Source organism: Prosthecobacter algae (assembly GCF_039542385.1).
Taxonomy (GTDB): Bacteria; Verrucomicrobiota; Verrucomicrobiia; order Verrucomicrobiales; family Verrucomicrobiaceae; genus Prosthecobacter; species Prosthecobacter algae.
The window spans coordinates 1-15,226 of sequence record NZ_BAABIA010000007.1; the positions used below are offsets into that span (position 1 = coordinate 1).

General features: G+C 61.8%; 13 protein-coding genes. 5 read left to right on the plus strand and 8 right to left on the minus strand.

Annotated elements, in window-relative coordinates:
• Positions 1 to 216: ATP-binding protein (locus ABEB25_RS16465; RefSeq protein WP_486360839.1), on the plus strand; the 216-nt coding region annotated here is incomplete at its 5' end.
• On the plus strand, positions 200 to 835 hold the full coding sequence (locus tag ABEB25_RS16470; RefSeq protein ID WP_345737521.1) for a response regulator transcription factor: 636 nt from the start codon (positions 200 to 202) through the stop codon (positions 833 to 835). The genes ABEB25_RS16465 and ABEB25_RS16470, both read left to right, overlap by 17 nt.
• Positions 836 to 1,552: 717 nt before the next feature.
• Here ABEB25_RS16470 and ABEB25_RS16475 read toward each other — a convergent pair.
• Together ABEB25_RS16475 and ABEB25_RS16480 are read right to left on the minus strand one after the other, a co-directional pair.
• Positions 1,553 to 2,038 carry a hypothetical protein gene (locus tag ABEB25_RS16475; RefSeq protein WP_345737523.1) on the minus strand — a complete coding sequence of 162 codons (486 nt, stop codon included), beginning with the start codon at positions 2,036 to 2,038 and terminating at the stop codon, positions 1,553 to 1,555.
• Positions 2,035 to 2,490 (minus strand): RHS repeat-associated core domain-containing protein, encoded by a 456-nt coding sequence (locus tag ABEB25_RS16480; RefSeq protein WP_345737524.1) that lies wholly within the window; start codon positions 2,488 to 2,490, stop codon positions 2,035 to 2,037. The genes ABEB25_RS16475 and ABEB25_RS16480 overlap by 4 nt, the downstream gene beginning before the upstream one ends.
• A 606-nt stretch (positions 2,491 to 3,096) precedes the next feature.
• Here ABEB25_RS16480 and ABEB25_RS16485 point away from each other — a divergent pair.
• Positions 3,097 to 6,123: a PSD1 and planctomycete cytochrome C domain-containing protein gene (locus ABEB25_RS16485; protein ID WP_345737525.1), complete on the plus strand. Its 3,027-nt coding sequence runs from the start codon at positions 3,097 to 3,099 to the stop codon at positions 6,121 to 6,123.
• Entirely contained in the window at positions 6,116 to 7,558 is a 1,443-nt protein-coding gene (locus tag ABEB25_RS16490; protein ID WP_345737526.1) for a DUF1501 domain-containing protein, read from the plus strand. Before ABEB25_RS16485 ends, ABEB25_RS16490 begins: the two co-directional genes overlap by 8 nt.
• A gap of 117 nt (positions 7,559 to 7,675) precedes the next feature.
• On the opposite strand, the gene polX is transcribed toward ABEB25_RS16490, so the two are convergent.
• Positions 7,676 to 9,415, minus strand: a complete 1,740-nt coding sequence (polX, locus tag ABEB25_RS16495; protein ID WP_345737527.1) for a DNA polymerase/3'-5' exonuclease PolX — start codon at positions 9,413 to 9,415, stop codon at positions 7,676 to 7,678.
• Between the two features lie 186 nt (positions 9,416 to 9,601).
• Here polX and ABEB25_RS16500 point away from each other — a divergent pair, with 186 nt between their 5' ends.
• On the plus strand, positions 9,602 to 10,654 hold the full coding sequence (locus ABEB25_RS16500; protein ID WP_345737528.1) for a L,D-transpeptidase family protein: 1,053 nt from the start codon (positions 9,602 to 9,604) through the stop codon (positions 10,652 to 10,654).
• Between the two features lie 714 nt (positions 10,655 to 11,368).
• On the opposite strand, the gene ABEB25_RS16505 is transcribed toward ABEB25_RS16500, so the two are convergent.
• The 5 genes from ABEB25_RS16505 to ABEB25_RS16525 form a co-directional block, all read right to left on the minus strand.
• Complete coding sequence (locus ABEB25_RS16505) at positions 11,369 to 12,373, minus strand: phosphoglycerate dehydrogenase (RefSeq protein WP_345737529.1); 1,005 nt, start codon at positions 12,371 to 12,373, stop codon at positions 11,369 to 11,371.
• A gap of 122 nt (positions 12,374 to 12,495) precedes the next feature.
• Positions 12,496 to 12,696, minus strand: coding sequence for a hypothetical protein (locus tag ABEB25_RS16510; protein WP_345737530.1), 201 nt, complete (start codon positions 12,694 to 12,696; stop codon positions 12,496 to 12,498).
• Between the two features lie 2 nt (positions 12,697 to 12,698).
• Positions 12,699 to 13,838: a S41 family peptidase gene (locus tag ABEB25_RS16515; RefSeq protein WP_345737531.1), complete on the minus strand. Its 1,140-nt coding sequence runs from the start codon at positions 13,836 to 13,838 to the stop codon at positions 12,699 to 12,701.
• On the minus strand, positions 13,835 to 14,641 hold the full coding sequence (thiD, locus tag ABEB25_RS16520; protein ID WP_345737532.1) for a bifunctional hydroxymethylpyrimidine kinase/phosphomethylpyrimidine kinase: 807 nt from the start codon (positions 14,639 to 14,641) through the stop codon (positions 13,835 to 13,837). The genes ABEB25_RS16515 and thiD overlap by 4 nt, the downstream gene beginning before the upstream one ends.
• A gap of 141 nt (positions 14,642 to 14,782) precedes the next feature.
• Positions 14,783 to 15,202: a c-type cytochrome domain-containing protein gene (locus ABEB25_RS16525; RefSeq protein ID WP_345737533.1), complete on the minus strand. Its 420-nt coding sequence runs from the start codon at positions 15,200 to 15,202 to the stop codon at positions 14,783 to 14,785.
• Positions 15,203 to 15,226: the final 24 nt, after the last annotated feature.

Consider the following 15,226-nt stretch of genomic DNA (forward strand, 5'->3'; position numbering starts at 1 on the left):
GCCCCCCACCTGCACCTGCTCATCCAGGACGACGGCACTGGCTTCGATCCCCGCCTCCTCAGCCACCCGCCCCCCGGCCACTACGGCCTCGCCGGTCTCAAAGAACGCGCCGCCAAAATCCGCGCCCACCTCGAGATCACCACCCATCCGCAAACCGGCACCCGCATCTCCCTGCGCCTGCCCCTCAGCCTCTCGTCCCATGCAGCCACCCACTGAAAACACCATCCGCGTCATGATCGTGGACGACCACTTCTTCACCCGCATCGGCCTCACCGCCGCCCTCAATCTCGAGGAAGGCATCGGCGTCATCGCCGAAGGCACCTGCGGCCAGGACGCCATCGACCTCTACACCCAGCACCGGCCCGATGTCGTCGTCCTCGACGGCCACCTCCCCGACATGCACGGCACCGATGCCGCCCGTGAAATCGTCAAACGCTACGATGCCGCCCGCCTCCTCCTCTTCTCCGTCGAAGAGACCGAAGAAGACATCCACCGCGCCGTCACCGCCGGCGTCCGTGGTTACCTGCCCAAGACCGCCTCCCGGCCCGATCTCATCCACGCCATCCGCACCCTCGCCTCCGGCCGCCGCTACTTCCCCCAGCCCGTCCTCGGCAAGCTCCAGGAACGCCGCAGCCACGTCACCCTCTCCGCTCGTGAGCAAGTCGTCCTCCAACACATGGCCAAAGGCTGGCCCAACAAACTCATCGCCGCCGAAATGGCCGTCTCCACCGAGACCGTCAAGACCTACGTCGCCCGCATCCTCAGCAAGCTCGACGTCCAAGACCGCACCCAAGCCGTCATGACCGCCCTTGATCGCGGCCTGCTGCGGAGGTAGGAGGGAGGGGAAAAAGCAGAAAGAGGAAATGGGAAAGCAGAGGGGGGAGAAAGGGGCCGAGTGTTCAGTGCTCAGTTCGGAGGTCAAGAAGTCAAAGGTCAAAGACGTCAAGAAGCCGCAAAGCGTCCTGGACTGCGCCAGTCCTCTGGCGCTTTCGAAAAGCTCACCCGCACTCGTTCGCAGCATGGAGCGCGGGCGTCCCGCCTGCTGTTTCCTGCGTCCTCGCGGGAAACCGTTCTCCCATCCCGCAGCCCACCCGTCCCCCCCAAGCCCCAATGCTCCCAGCGGGAGCCCGGAACGTAGCCGGTGGTGAAGGTGGCGCAGCCACCGGGAACCACCGGACCCCAACCTAACAAACGATGCCAATTAAGACCGCGTCCTGAAGGGACGCTGGAAACCTCCGTCCGCCCCCACATCCTCAGAGCTTTCCCCGCCCCCCAAGGAGCGGGACTTGCCAAGTCCCGGCCTCTGAATCTGCGCATGTCCTCACAGGCACCTTCTGGAGAATGGTAAAAAGAGGGCGGGTGAAAAATGAAGCCATCGAAAAGGGCATCAGCCAATAGATGATCTAACACCTTGTTAGACTGGCTCCGCCGCAACGCGGTGGATGGCTTGAAGACCCACTATGCCCACGACCCAAGACCCCTTCGCCAGAGAGGATGCCCTGGAGGCTGGCAGGGGGGGGAAGTGCCTGCTATGGGGTGGCATTGTTCTTTCCTAACTAATTGGACCAATGAGTGGGGAATGGTGATCAAATCCGAGTTTCTTGGCCATCTCAGAGGTTTCAAAAGCAGCAATGGCTTCGAAAGTGGTGACAAAGATAAAAAATAGCTCGGTGCTGTCAGCAATGTCACAGGTGACATGGATCGAATAAGATTCACCAATGCTATTCAGGAACTCCATAACCATTGGAACCAAGTCATGAACAAGCATACGCTCGCTTTTCACGATGAAAGACAGCATCCGAAAGCTGCTTGCATCATGACTCATATAAAAATCGATTTCCTCATCTTCCAACCCGCTTTTAGAGCCTACAAAACCGGCATTTGTCAGGCAATCGAATAATCTGCATCCATTCTCATACACACGATCCGCAAATTCCAGGCGGTCATTTTCAGAGGTGAAAAAAATCGGCGGATGAGGCTGCCCAACAAGCTGATCAACAGCAAATGGGTCAATTCTAAGGCGGCTTTCATTTTTCATAGTCCCTTGAATTCTCTACCTATACGCTCGGAATCAGTCTCCCAGTGTCCAGTTGAAATGACATTCAAAACTGGTGACACATGATTTTTATCTCGAGTAATATCAGTTCCAGCCTTGTTTTTTTCCAATCCCAGCGGATCAAATTTGCTCCAAGGGTTCTGCTTCACGTAGGCGTAGAGGTTGGGGCCGTCCTGCATCCGTTCCAGGTAGCCAATTTCCGCACTGAAACCTTGCGGCTTCCTGGCACCGTAGCCATGGCCTGTCATCCACCCCCGGGCGACTGAAGCCGCTTCTTCCGAAGGACCAGCGCCCAGCCCCCTCACGACGACACCCCGCTCTTCGTACGCATGGATGAAGGCATCCCGCCCAGGCAACGCCATGCCCCAGGCCCGCCCTTCCAGGCCGCCCAAGAAAGCCAGCCAAAGACAGATCAGGAAAAGCATCCAGTTCATGAAGCGCAGTCACTCCTTCTAACCGAATCACGGCCACGACCCAAGCCTTTTTCGAAGGCTCACCTGACCCAGCAGCCACATCCTCGTCCGCACCCTCGCCATGCCCCCAGAGCCCGCCATCCCTCCGCTTTTAAAAACAGTCCAGCATGATTCTCCCCCACATGATTTTACCAAGCTTCTCCGCCCCTCCCCGGCATGGAGCTTCCATACCCCCAAGGAGCGGGACTTGCCAAGTGCCGGCCCCTGAACCTCCTCATGCCCTCCCACTCCGCCCCCCAGAGAAAGGCAAAAAGATGTCCGGCAAAAGATGCGTCTCCATCAGACCTAACCATGGATTCAACATAAAGCAGCACTTCTTTGCCGCATCGGCACTTCCCAAACCACGGGACTTGGCAAGTCCCGCTCCTTGGGTTCTTCCACCATCAAAACGTCTTCCTTCCGTGCCATCTGCCCCTTCTGTGGTTGAAATATCTCCCCTCCCCTTCCTGTGAATCCTGAAAATCCTGTCTTCCTGTCCAAAAAACGGGCCAATCATGCCCGAATAGTCCAAAGGCAATGCCTGCACCCTGCATGGCCGGATGCGTACTCTATGCCATGGTATCGTCCATGCCGGTTCGTTTTCTCCTCACCATCGCCGCCCTGCTGCCACTTCTCGCCCCAGGCGAAGAGCCGCTCAGTTTCAGCCGCGATGTCCTGCCCATCCTCTCGGACAACTGCCTGAGCTGCCACGGCCAGGACGAAGCCCACCGCAAGGCTGATCTCCGCTTGGACACCCATGAGGGCGCGCTTGCCGTGATGAAACCGGGCAACCCCGAGGCCAGCGACCTCCTCGCCCGCATCCTCACCCAGGACCCGGACGAGCTGATGCCACCGCCGAAATCGCACAAGCCCCGCCTTACCTCCGCCCAGGCAGAGGTCATCCGCCGCTGGATCGCCGAAGGCGCTGTGTGGGGCAAACATTGGGCCTTTGAAAAGCCCGTTAAAACGGCCGTTCAGGGCCATCCCGTGGATCACTTCGTCTCAGCACGATTGTCCAAAGCCGGGCTCACCCTCGCCCCCGCGGCCCCCGTTCACACCCTCGCCCGCCGCCTCTCCTTTGACCTCACCGGCCTGCCCCCCACCCCGGCGGAAGTGGCGGCCTTTTCCAAAACGTCCTATGAGGCCCAGGTGGATCGTCTGCTCGCCTCGCCCCACTTTGGCGAGCGCATGGCCATGACCTGGCTGGATGCCGCCCGTTATGCCGATACCGATGGCTTTCAGGCCGATGCCAATCGCACCAACTGGCCCTGGCGCGACTACGTCATCCAGTCCTTCAATGACAACAAACCCTTCGACCAGTTCACGCTTGAGCAATTCGCCGGTGACCTCTTACCCAATGCCACCGCCGAACAAAAAGTAGCGACGTGTTTTCACCGCAACCACATGACCAATGGCGAGGGTGGCCGCGACAAGGAAGAGTCCCGCGTGGACTACGTCATCGACCGCGTGAACACCACCGGCACCGTCTGGCTGGGCCTCACCCTCGGCTGCACCCAGTGCCACACGCACAAGTTCGATCCCATTACCCATGCCGACTACTACAGCCTCGCCGCCTTTTTCAACAGCGTGGATGAGGACGGCTCCGCCGGGACCAAAGCCAAGCCTTACCTCAGCTACCAGTCCCCCCTCGCCCCGCGTGCCGTCGCCGAGGCCGAAGCCCTCGCGGCTCAGCGCCAGCCCCTGGAAAAACAGGCCCGCGCCGAGGCTGAAAAGCCCTTCAACCAATGGCTCACCGCCCGCCATGCAGAGGTCCGTCAGGGCTTCATCGCCTGGCATCTGCTGCGCGGCAGGCTCGAGTCCCAGGAGGGTACCGTGCTGAAGCAAGAGTCCGATGGCAGCATCCAGGCCTCCGGACCTAACCCAAAGCAGGATGATTACCGCCTCATCACCGGCATCTCCTTGCCCCGCATCACCGGGCTGAAGCTGGAGGTGCTGCCCCACGCCAGCCATACTCAGGGAGGCCTTTCACGCGGGGCCAGCGGCGAATTCATCCTCACCGATATCAAAGTCCAGGTGCGTCGTCGCGGCAGCTCGCAGATCCGTGACATCCCCGTGCGCAGCGCGGTGGCCGACCATGAAGGCGGCAAAGGAGTCTCCCGCGAATATGGCGCGGTGAAAGGCACCCTGGATGACGATCCACGCAATGGCTGGACCACCCTGGGCGCACCGCAGACTCAGCCCCACACCGCTGTCTTTGCCCTCGCCACCCCGCTGGTGCTGGAGGCTGAGGAAGAGCTCATCTTCACCCTGCTGCACCGCTCCACGAATGGAGACGCCAACATCGGCCGCTTCCGCCTTTCCGCCACCGACCAACCCGGCCCCGCCGTTAACGAACTGGCCACCGCCCCGCTGGAACAACTCGCCGCCGTCAAGGCCACCGACCTCACAGCCCTCGACAAAACCTTGCGTGATCGTTTGTTCGCGCAATTCCTCGAAGACCATACCCCGTATCAGCTCGCCAAGGCCTCCATGGACCGCGCCAATGCCCAGCTCAAGGAAACCAAGAATGCCGCTGGCAAGCTCAACGTCATGGTCCTGGCCGAGCGCAAAGAGCCCCGCGACACCCACATCCTCCTGCGCGGCGTGTGGGACAAACACGGCGACAAAGTCACCCACAATGTCCCGCCCGCCATCGCCCCCTGGCCCGAGGGCCAGCCACGCAATCGGTTAGGCCTCGCCCGCTGGATCACCTCCCGTGACAATCCCCTCACCGCCCGCGTCTTTGTGAATCAGGTGTGGCAGATGTGCTTCGGCGCAGGCCTCGTCCGCACCCCCGATGACTTCGGCCTTCAAGGCGAGCGCCCCACCCATCCCGAATTGCTCGACTGGCTGGCCGTCGACTTCATGGAGCACGGCTGGGATGTGAAGCATCTGCTCAAACGCATCGTCACCAGCGCCACCTACCGTCAGAACTCCGCCGCCAGTGCCGACCTGCTGGCCCGCGATCCGCAGAACCGCCTGCTCGCCCGCGGCCCCCGCTTCCGCCTACCTAGCTGGATGCTGCGCGATGCGGCCCTCACCGCCGCCGGTTTGCTGAATCCCGCCCTCGGCGGCCCGCCTGTGCGCCCCTACCAGCCCGAGGGCGTGTGGGAGGAAAACTTCATGGGCCGCTTCACCTATGAGCCCAGCGAAGGGGCCGCGCAGTACCGCCGCACCCTCTACGCCTTCTGGCGCCGCAGCATCGCTCCCACCTTCCTGTTCGACAGCGCCCAGCGCCGGGTCTGCGAGGTCGGCGTCAGCCGCACCAACACCCCCTTGCAGGCCCTCACCCTGCTCAATGATGCGACCATGATGGAGGCCGCCGCCGCCCTGGCCCAACAAATGATTCGTCAAAACCAGCCCATCGAATTCCGCCTCCACCTCCTCTGCCAGCACGCCCTTTCCCGCAAGGCCACCCCGCAGGAAATCACCGTCCTCTCCCGCGAGCTCGACCGCGCCCTCACCCACTACCGTGCCCATCCCCAGGACGCCAAAAGTTACCTCGCCGCCCTCCCCGTTCCTCCCGCCAAAACCGCGCCCCTCCCCGACCTCGCTGCCCACACCCTAATTGCCAGCCTGGTCCTCAACCTCGACGAAGCCATCACCCATGAGTGACTCCCCCCTGCACACCACCCGCCGTTATTTCCTAGGCCAGTGCACCGGCGTCTCGGTCGGCTCCATGGCTCTCTCCTCTTTGTTAGGCCAGGCCTCCGCCGCCAGCCAGGCCCCGGCCTTGGGACTGCCGGGCCTGCCCCACTTTGCGCCCAAGGCCAAGCGCGTCATCTTCCTCACCCAGTCCGGTGGTCCCTCCCAGCTTGAGCTTTACGATCACAAGCCCGGCCTCATGAAATGGGCGGGCACCGAGCTTCCCGAATCAGTTCGCCAGGGGCAGCGCCTCACCACCATGACGGCGAACCAAAAGCAGCTCATCCTGCCCGGCATCACCAAGTTTTCGCGCCACGGCAAAAGCGGGGCCACCGTCAGCGAATGGCTTCCCCATCTGGGCGAGGTCGCGGATGACCTCTGCTTCATCAAGTCCATGACCACGGACCAGATCAATCACGCCCCGGCCATGACGCAGTTCCTCACGGGCAACCAGATCCCCGGCAAGCCCAGCATGGGCGCCTGGGTCAGCTACGGCCTCGGCAGCCTGAACCAGAACCTGCCCGACTACCTCGTGCTCATCTCCAAAATGCAGCGCCCCAGCGACCAGCCGCTCTATGACCACTACTGGGGCAGCGGCTTCCTCCCGTCCCGCTACCAGGGCGTGAAGCTGCGCAACTCCAAGGACCCCGTGCTCTACCTGCGCGATCCCGACGGCCTCCCGCGCCACCTGCGCCGGGGCATGCTTGATGGCCTCGCCGAGCTCAACCAGATGCGCTTTGCCCAAACCAACGATGCCGAAATCACCACCCGCATCCGCCAGTATGAAATGGCCTACCGCATGCAGGCCAGCGTGCCAGAACTCACCGATCTCAGCGACGAGCCCGACTCCGTCTTCGACCTCTACGGTCCCGACTCCCGCCGTGTCGGCAGCTACGCGGCCAACTGCATCCTCGCCCGCCGCCTCGCCGAGCGCGGGGTGCGTTTCATCCAGCTCTTCCATCCCGACTGGGACCACCACAGCCGCCTGCCAAGCTGGTGCACCGCCCGTTGCCGCGATACCGACCAGCCCAGCGCCGCCCTCATCAAAGACTTGAAGCAACGCGGCCTCCTTGATGACACACTCGTCATCTGGGGCGGCGAATTCGGCCGCGGCGTCGCCGGCCAGGGCAAGTGGGACAGCCCCGAAGCCGGGCGCGACCACCACCCACGCTGCTTCACCATGTGGATGGCCGGCGGCGGCGTAAAGCCCGGCCTAACCTATGGTTCGACCGACGACTTCAGCTACAACGTCGCCGAAAACCCCGTCCATGTTCGCGATCTCCACGCTACCGTCATGCACCTCCTCGGCATCGAGCATGAACGCTTCACCTTCCGCTCCCAAGGCCTCGACTTCCGCCTCACCGGCGTGGAGCAGGCGAACGTGGTGAAGGGTGTGCTGGCGTGATTGCCAAAGCTTTCCATCACTGCCCGAAACACTAAGCCTAGCCAAAGCTTCGAACAGAGAGTCGCGAGTCTGCCATCCCGATGGACTAGGCGATCCGATTCACCACAACATCTCCAGTTAGGCCTTCCCCTTCCGCAGCGCCTGCTCCACCTCGCTCAACGGCAGGCAGTTGATCACGTCCTTCCGCGTCAGCCAGCCCTTGCGGGCCGCACGCACACCGAACAAAACATCCTGCAAGCCACGCGTGCTGTGCGCATCGGGATTGATGCTGCACTTCACCCCCTTTTCCTTCGCCAGCCGCCACCAGCGCCAGTCCATGTCCAGCCGCCAAGCGCTCGCATTCAGCTCGATGATCGTGCCCGTGGCCGCCGCCGCATCAATGATGGCCGGGATGTTCACCGCATAGGAGGGGCGCTGCAAAAGCAGCCGCCCCGTCACATGGCCCAGCATGGTCACATGCGGATTTTCAATCGCGCGGATGATGCGCTTCGTCATCTCCGCCTCAGGGAGATTAAAGACGTTGTGCACACTGGCCACACAGTAGTCCAGCTCCGATAAAAGCTCATCGCTGAAGTCCAGCGAGCCATCCTTCAGGATGTCCACCTCCGTGCCAGAGAACAGGCGGAAGTGCCCTTCAAATTCCTCATTCAGCGCATGAATCTCCGCGATCTGCGCCCGCAGCCGCACCTCATTCAGGCCATTGGCCTGGAAGCTCGACTTGCTGTGGTCCGCGATGCCCAGGTACTGCATCCCCAGGTCCCGCGCCGCCTCCGCCATCTCCCGCAGGCTGGCCGTACCATCGCTGGCCGTCGTGTGATTGTGAAACACCCCACGCAGATTTTCCAGCTCGATCAGGCGTGGCAACTGGCCATGCTCCGCCGCCTCAAACTCGCCTGAATTTTCACGCAGCTCCGGCTCAATGAAGTCCAGCCCCAGCGCTCGGTAGATCTCCGCCTCATTGTAGATCTCCTCCGGGATCGGCGGTGCCTCTTTGCCCTCCACCACCGTGAATCCGTATTCATTCAGCGACCACCCCTTATCCAGCGCCCGCTGTCGCATCACCACATTGTGCTCCTTGCTGCCGGTGAAATAGTTCAGCGCAAAAGGATACTCCGCGCTGCTCACCGCCCGCAGGTCGCACTGCAGGCCGCCTGCGGTGTAAATGCTGGCCTTCGTCCCGCCCTGGGCGATTACCTTCTCCACCATCGGCAGCCTAACAAAATCTGCGATCACCTCTTCTGGCTTCTTCGTCGCGCACAGAAAGTCCAGGTCATGGAGAGTTTCCTTACCCCGGCGGAAACTGCCGCAAACCTCCGCCCGCGACACCGCCGGGTGATCCCGCAGCGCCTCCAGCATCGTCTGCGCCACCGCATACACCTGGTCCACTCGGAATTCCGAAGCATGCGCATCCCGGAAGGCAATGCTCTCCAAAATCTTCACCACCGTCTTCTCACCAAAACCGCTGATCTTCGCCGCCGTCCCATCTTCACAGGCCACTTTCAGATCTGCAATCGAGCCGACGCCGAGTTGCGAATACAGCGCCGCGATTTTCTTCGGCCCCAGGCCCTGCACCTCGAAAAGCTCAAACAACCCCTCTGGAAATTCTGCCCGCAGCTTGTCAAAAAACTCCAGCTTCCCCGTCGTGGCCATCTCATGCAGCTTGTCCCGCAGGGCCTCGCCGATGCCCTTCACGCCCGCCAGCTTGCCATCTATTGCAAGTTGCATGATGTCACCCGGATAACTTTCGACCACTTCCGCACCTGTTTTGTACGCACGGATTTTGAACGGATTTTCCCCTTTAAGTTCTAGGAGAAGTGCAATTCGTTCGAGAATCTGGGCAGCGGTTTCGCGGGTCATCCCCTGAGCATGCAGAGAAAGATTCAAAAGACAAATGCACCGCGCAGGCGTAATTTTATGCACACTTGGCAGGCAGATTGCATGGCACCTTATGCCCCATGCCAGTGTTTGAAAGAATCGCCTAACGCTTCAAGTTCTCCTTAATTGGAGATTGCAGATTCTTTAACTTCTATTAAGTTTATATCAATGCACCTCATCACCTCTCTCCCGCGTAGCACGTGCGCCCGGCCAGGGATCGCCAGGCTGGGTCTGGCGCTCGCGGCGGGCATGCTGCTGAGTCACTGCACCTCCGCGCCTAAGTCGGAAGTCATCGTCAGCGTCAAGGACCAACGCATGGGCCTCTATGAACAGGGCGTCCTGAAAAAGCAGTACGTGGTCTCCACCTCGAAATTCGGCCTGGGCGATCAACCCAACAGCTACCGCACCCCCGTGGGCAAGCATGAGATCATTGCCAAGATCGGCAAGGGCCTGCCCGCTGGTGCCGTGCTCAAAAGCCGTTCCTGGAATGGCGAAGTCCTGAAGCCTAACGCCCCCGGGCGTGACCCCATCGTCTCCCGCATCCTCTGGCTGCGCGGTCTGGAAAGCAGCAACCGCAATGCGATGCGCCGTTATATTTACATCCACGGCACCACCGAGGAAAACCGCCTGGGCCAGCCTGCCAGCTACGGCTGCATCCGCATGGGCATGAAAGACGTGGTGGAAGTCTTCGATGGCGTCGGCATCGGTGCCAAGGTCGTCGTCACCAAAGATCACCTCCCTCACGGTAAAAAAGCCGACGAGCCTAAAGTCGAGCCTGTGGCTGAACCTGCCGCCGCCCCTGCCCCTGTGACACCTCCAGCCGCCACACCGCAGATCGCCGTGGCCCCCGCACCGACGGGCCCGCAGACTCCCGAAAAAACCGCCGCCCTGGCCGCTGCCGCCGCCGCTCCTGTGCCCGCAGCCCCAATCCCTCTGGTCGAAGAGCCCAAGTCCTCTCTCTTCTCCTTCCTGCCGTGGTCCCGCAAAGCCAAGCCCGCCGAAGTCGCCCCCGCCCCGGTCATTGCTCCGCAGCCTGAAGCCAAGGTCAAGGTTTCCGTCACCAACAAAAAGTCCGGTGTCAAAACGGATGGAGTTCACCAGATCGGCCCCATCGCCCCAGAGCCCATCGCCAAAGGCAAAGGCAAAAAGGACCGCGTGGAAAAAGTCTCTTCTGCCACCAGCACCCTCACCCGCTTGCTCGGTCGCAACGCCCACAGTTAAAGCCCCCCCTGGCGTAACCCTTTCAAAAAGCACCCCGAAACGGGTGCTTTTTTGTGTTTGGTGCCCTCTCAAAAGCACGCCTCCAAACCCCATGCCCTGGCGGGCGCAGCTACGCGCTGTAGCTGCCTGCGCCAGCAGGTGGCCCGTGCCGAAAGGTCTCATACCCCAACCTTCCCCAACGCCCCCAAGGAGCGGGACTTGCCAAGTCCCGGCCACTGAACCTGCGCACATCTCACGCATCCTCTCACCCAAACAATGGAAAAAGATGTGATATAAGATGGATGATTATACCGACTAACAAAAAGGGTAATATGCATGCAACGCACCCCAAAGCACCCTTCCTGTTAATCCTGAAATTTTGTCAATCCTGTTAAAAAAGTCCGCCACCGCGCTCGGGTCCACGTCCGCCACCAGCACCTCCAAACCACGAGACTCAGCAAGTCCCACTCCTTGGACTCAAACTTTGGGTCGGTCTACCACTCCGCTCTCGCCAGCTCTGCTGGTGTGTAGCCTTTAGGCGATCTGGAGAAGGTCCGGCAGGTCATTGAGTCGGCCTAAAGGCTAAACACCAACAGACCCAACAAACCACCCCCATCCAGGACCCTTTGCCGCACTTCCTGTTAATCCTGTCTAAAAACCTCCGTCCCCCAAAACTAAAAACCCCCAGGCACCGGCGCGCCTGAGGGTCTTCGAAACGGTCCTTTCAGACCGCCATTAAAACTTGTTTGCCTGGATCACGTCCTTCTCGCCCTTCAGGTAGTTCACCAGATTCAGCGTCGCGCGCATCGCCTGGCGCGGCACGCTTTCATAAGTGCGGGAGCCGATGTGCGGTGTGATGAGTGCCTTCGGGTGCTTCAGCAGCGCGTGGTCCGCCGGTGGTGGCTCCTCGTCCAGCACGTCGGTTCCGTAACCACCGATCGTGCCGGCATCCAGCGCGGCGATCATGTCCGGCATGTGTACCAGCTCCGCGCGGGAAGTGTTCACCACCAGCAGGCCCGGCTTGGCCAGGGCAATGCGGTCCGCACGCACCAGATGACGGGTGCTTTCGCTGAGGTTTGCATGCAGGCTCAGCACATCCACCGCTGCGATCAGGCTCTCGATGGTCTCATGGCGGGTCACGTTGTTTTCCTTCGCAAAGGCTTCCGGCCAGTAGATGTCCATACCATGCACTTCCATGCCAAAGGCGATCGCCCGCTTCGCCACTTCCTGGCCGATGCGGCCCAGGCCCACGATGCCGATCTTCTTGTTCCAGATCTCATTGCCCGTCACCCGCTTCCACTGCCCGGCGCGCACCGAGTTGGCGCTGTCCACCAGATTGCGCACCAGGGCCAGCAGCAGGCAAAAGGTGTGCTCCGCCACCGTCGTGTGATTCACGCCCGGAGTGAAGAGCACCGGCAGCTTCCGCGCCGTGCATTCCTCGACATTGATCTTGTCCAGCCCGATGCCGTATTTGCTGATCACCCGCAGCCGGGGCTGCGCCTTGTCCAGCACCGCCGTGGTGATCTCGTCATCGCCGCACAGAAAGGCATCAAACTGACCTGCCAATTCCAGCATCTTGCTTTCCGGCAGAGGGCCGCGTTCGCGATGAATCTCATACCCCTGGGATTCGAGCAAAGCATGATGGTCGCCGGGAGTGTCTTGGTAGCTGGTGGTAGTGAGCAGAACGCGCATGGTAAAGACCTTCAGCATGGGCGGATTGCCCGTCTCGGCAAGAGGCATTCTCCATCCCCGGATCACCCCATCACCGCAAAGCGCCCTTGACCTCCTTGACCTCGCAATGAGCACTGCCCCCCTCTGCTTTCTACTTTCATCTTTCTGTTTTTCTCCTCTCCCCTCCCCTCTCACACCAGCAGCAGCGCGCGGGAAAAATCCGCCACCGTGAGGCGGGCGGGCACGGGGGTGCCGGGCTCCAGCAGGATGGGCTCCGCCTCCTCCGGGCGAAAGGCCAGCACCTCGCGTCCATTCGGCAGCGTGGCGTGCCACGTGCGCGGGCAGTGCGGGCTGCGGATCGTCACCGTCGTTTCTACAGTCTCAGGAATCATGTTCAGGGTTTCACAGGTTGTGCCTTCTTCACCTCGGCAGGTGCAGCAGGTTCGGTTCGTTTTTTGGCAGCGGGCCATTTCAGCGGGCTGCCTTGCAGGTGAGTGCGCGCACCCAGCATGTCCACCGCACGCTGCAGCACCGTGTCGCGAAGCGCAGGGCGGTCATCGGCCAGCTCCTCGCCCGCGCTGCGGCGGATGTAGGAGTCCAGCTCCGGATTCTTCCGTGCGATCAGCGCAGCCTCATTGTAGCGCACGCGGCTGTGGTCAAACAGGCTCTCCTTCACCGGCCCCGCAGCATCAAAGAACTGCCGCTTCACCGCCACCGGCAGGTCTAACAAAAAGTCTGGCATTACCCCCTCGCGGAAGAGCGACCGGTCCCCCGCCAGCAGCATCTCCGCCCGCGCAAAGCGCAGCACCCACTCCGCATCCAGCGGCAGCGTCTCATAGCGCACCGTGGCACCTCGCGTCTTGCTACCGATAATGAGCGCCTGCTTCCGCTCCCGCAGCACCGCCGCCATCGTCTCCCCCAGGTTGCAGGTTTCCGCATCCACCAGCACAACCAGCGGCTGCGTCCAAACGGGTCCGCGATTGGCGATGAAAAGCTGCGCATCCTCGCGCCCCACCTGCTTCAGCTTGAACATCAGTTCTGCACGCGGCACGAACAGCTCCAGCATCGCCGCCGCCACGGCAAAGTCCCCCGGCGGCACTGCGCTGCGCAGGTCCAGAATCAGGTAGGGCACCTTCGCCTCCACCTGTTTTTTCAGGTGCAGCTCCATCTGCCCCGCCTCCTCCTCCGCAAAGGCCAGCGGCCGCAGGTAGGCGATCTCCGGCGTCAGCATCTCCGCCAGCACCCCGCGCCGCAGCACCGGGCGCTCCGCCTCCGCCTTGCGGATCAGCTCCGCCCCCAGATCCAGCCGCTCCAGCAGCCCCTGAAAGGCCGCCCGGTTCAGCTCATCATAGGTCAGGTCACCGCCGCGGATGTACTCGCTGCGCAGGATCTGAAAGGCCGCCTGCACCGCCGTCTGCGACACCTCCTCCACCTTCGCCGCTGCATCTTCCGCCACGGCACCCGGCTGCGGCTTTGCCACCTCCGCCGCCAGGGCAGACCCGGCCAGCAGGGACCATGCGAGCATCGTTTTCATAAGGCGGAATTCTTCAGGTGATTCAGCGCATGCACGCTGCCGGTCCCGCCTTCCCAGGCATAGAACTCCGCAATCGCCGCGCTGACGTAACGCTTCGCCCGGGCCACCGCTTCCTGCAATGGCAAACCCTGCCCCAGCCCCGTGGCGATGCTGGCCGAATACGTGCAGCCCGTGCCATGCGTCTGCACCCCAGGCGTGCGCGCCGCCTCATGCCAGGTCAGCTCACCCTTCACACACAGCACATCCGCCGCCGCCCCCGCCAGGTGCCCGCCCTTCAGCAGCACCGCCGTGCCAAACCGGGCCGCCAGGGCCAGCGCGCAGTCCACCATCTCCTCCCGCGTCGTCACTGGCCGCCCCCACAGCACCCCGGCCTCATCCATGTTCGGGGTGATCACCGTCGCCAGCGGCAGCAGTTGGGTGGCCACCGCCTCGATGGCGTCATCCTCCAGCAGCTTGCCCCCGCCCGTGGCCACCATCACCGGGTCCACCACCAGCGGCGTGCCCGCCGGGGCCAGCACACGCCAGGTCTGCACCACCGCCTCCACCTGTGCCCGCCCGCCCAGCATCCCTGTCTTCGCCGCAGCGATGGGAAAGCCCTCGAACAATACCCGGATCTGGTCCGCCACCATCGCCGCCTCCAAAAGCTGCACCCGCGAAACCCTCCCCGGTGTCTCCGAAACCACGCTCGTCAGCGCATTCAGCGCATACCCGCCCAGGGCCGAGATGGCCTTCAGATCCGCCTGCACCCCAGCCCCACAGGAAGAGTCAGAACCGGCGATGGTGAGGATGGGTAGCGGGGACATGGAGGAGGAAAGGAAACGTCAAGCTTGGTCAATGAGTCAAGGAAGGTCAAGGGAGAGAACCCACCCTGGAAGAATACAAAAAAAAACGGCCGGGCACACAGCCCGGCCGTCATTAAAAACAGTCGTGTCAGCAGAGGAAGATTATTCCACGCCCTTCCAGGCACCAAAGGCAGCGCCGGACTCGATCCACTTCTTCACCAGCGCCTGCTCTTCAGCGGTCACGCGGTCGCCCTTGCCTTCTGGGGGCATAGCAAATTCGTCAGACTCAGGCAGCGCCATCGTCTTCAGCATCCAGCTGGCGTCCGGCTTGCCGGCCACCACGTTTTCAGCCGGATACTCTTTGCCGCCCTTCATGATGGCTTCGGCATTGTCCAGGCGCAGACCGCCCTTCGGCTTCTTGATCTTGCCATTGTCTTCCTTTTCCTTCTCATGGCACTTGAAGCACTTCTGCTTCAGGATCGGCAGGATCTGCTTTTCAAAATCCACTCCTCCATCCTGGGCGGAGGCGGTGGAGACGGCAAAGGCAGCGGCAAAGGCCGCAAGGGTGAGCTTGTTTTTCATGGGGTGGTATTTATAATTTAGGTC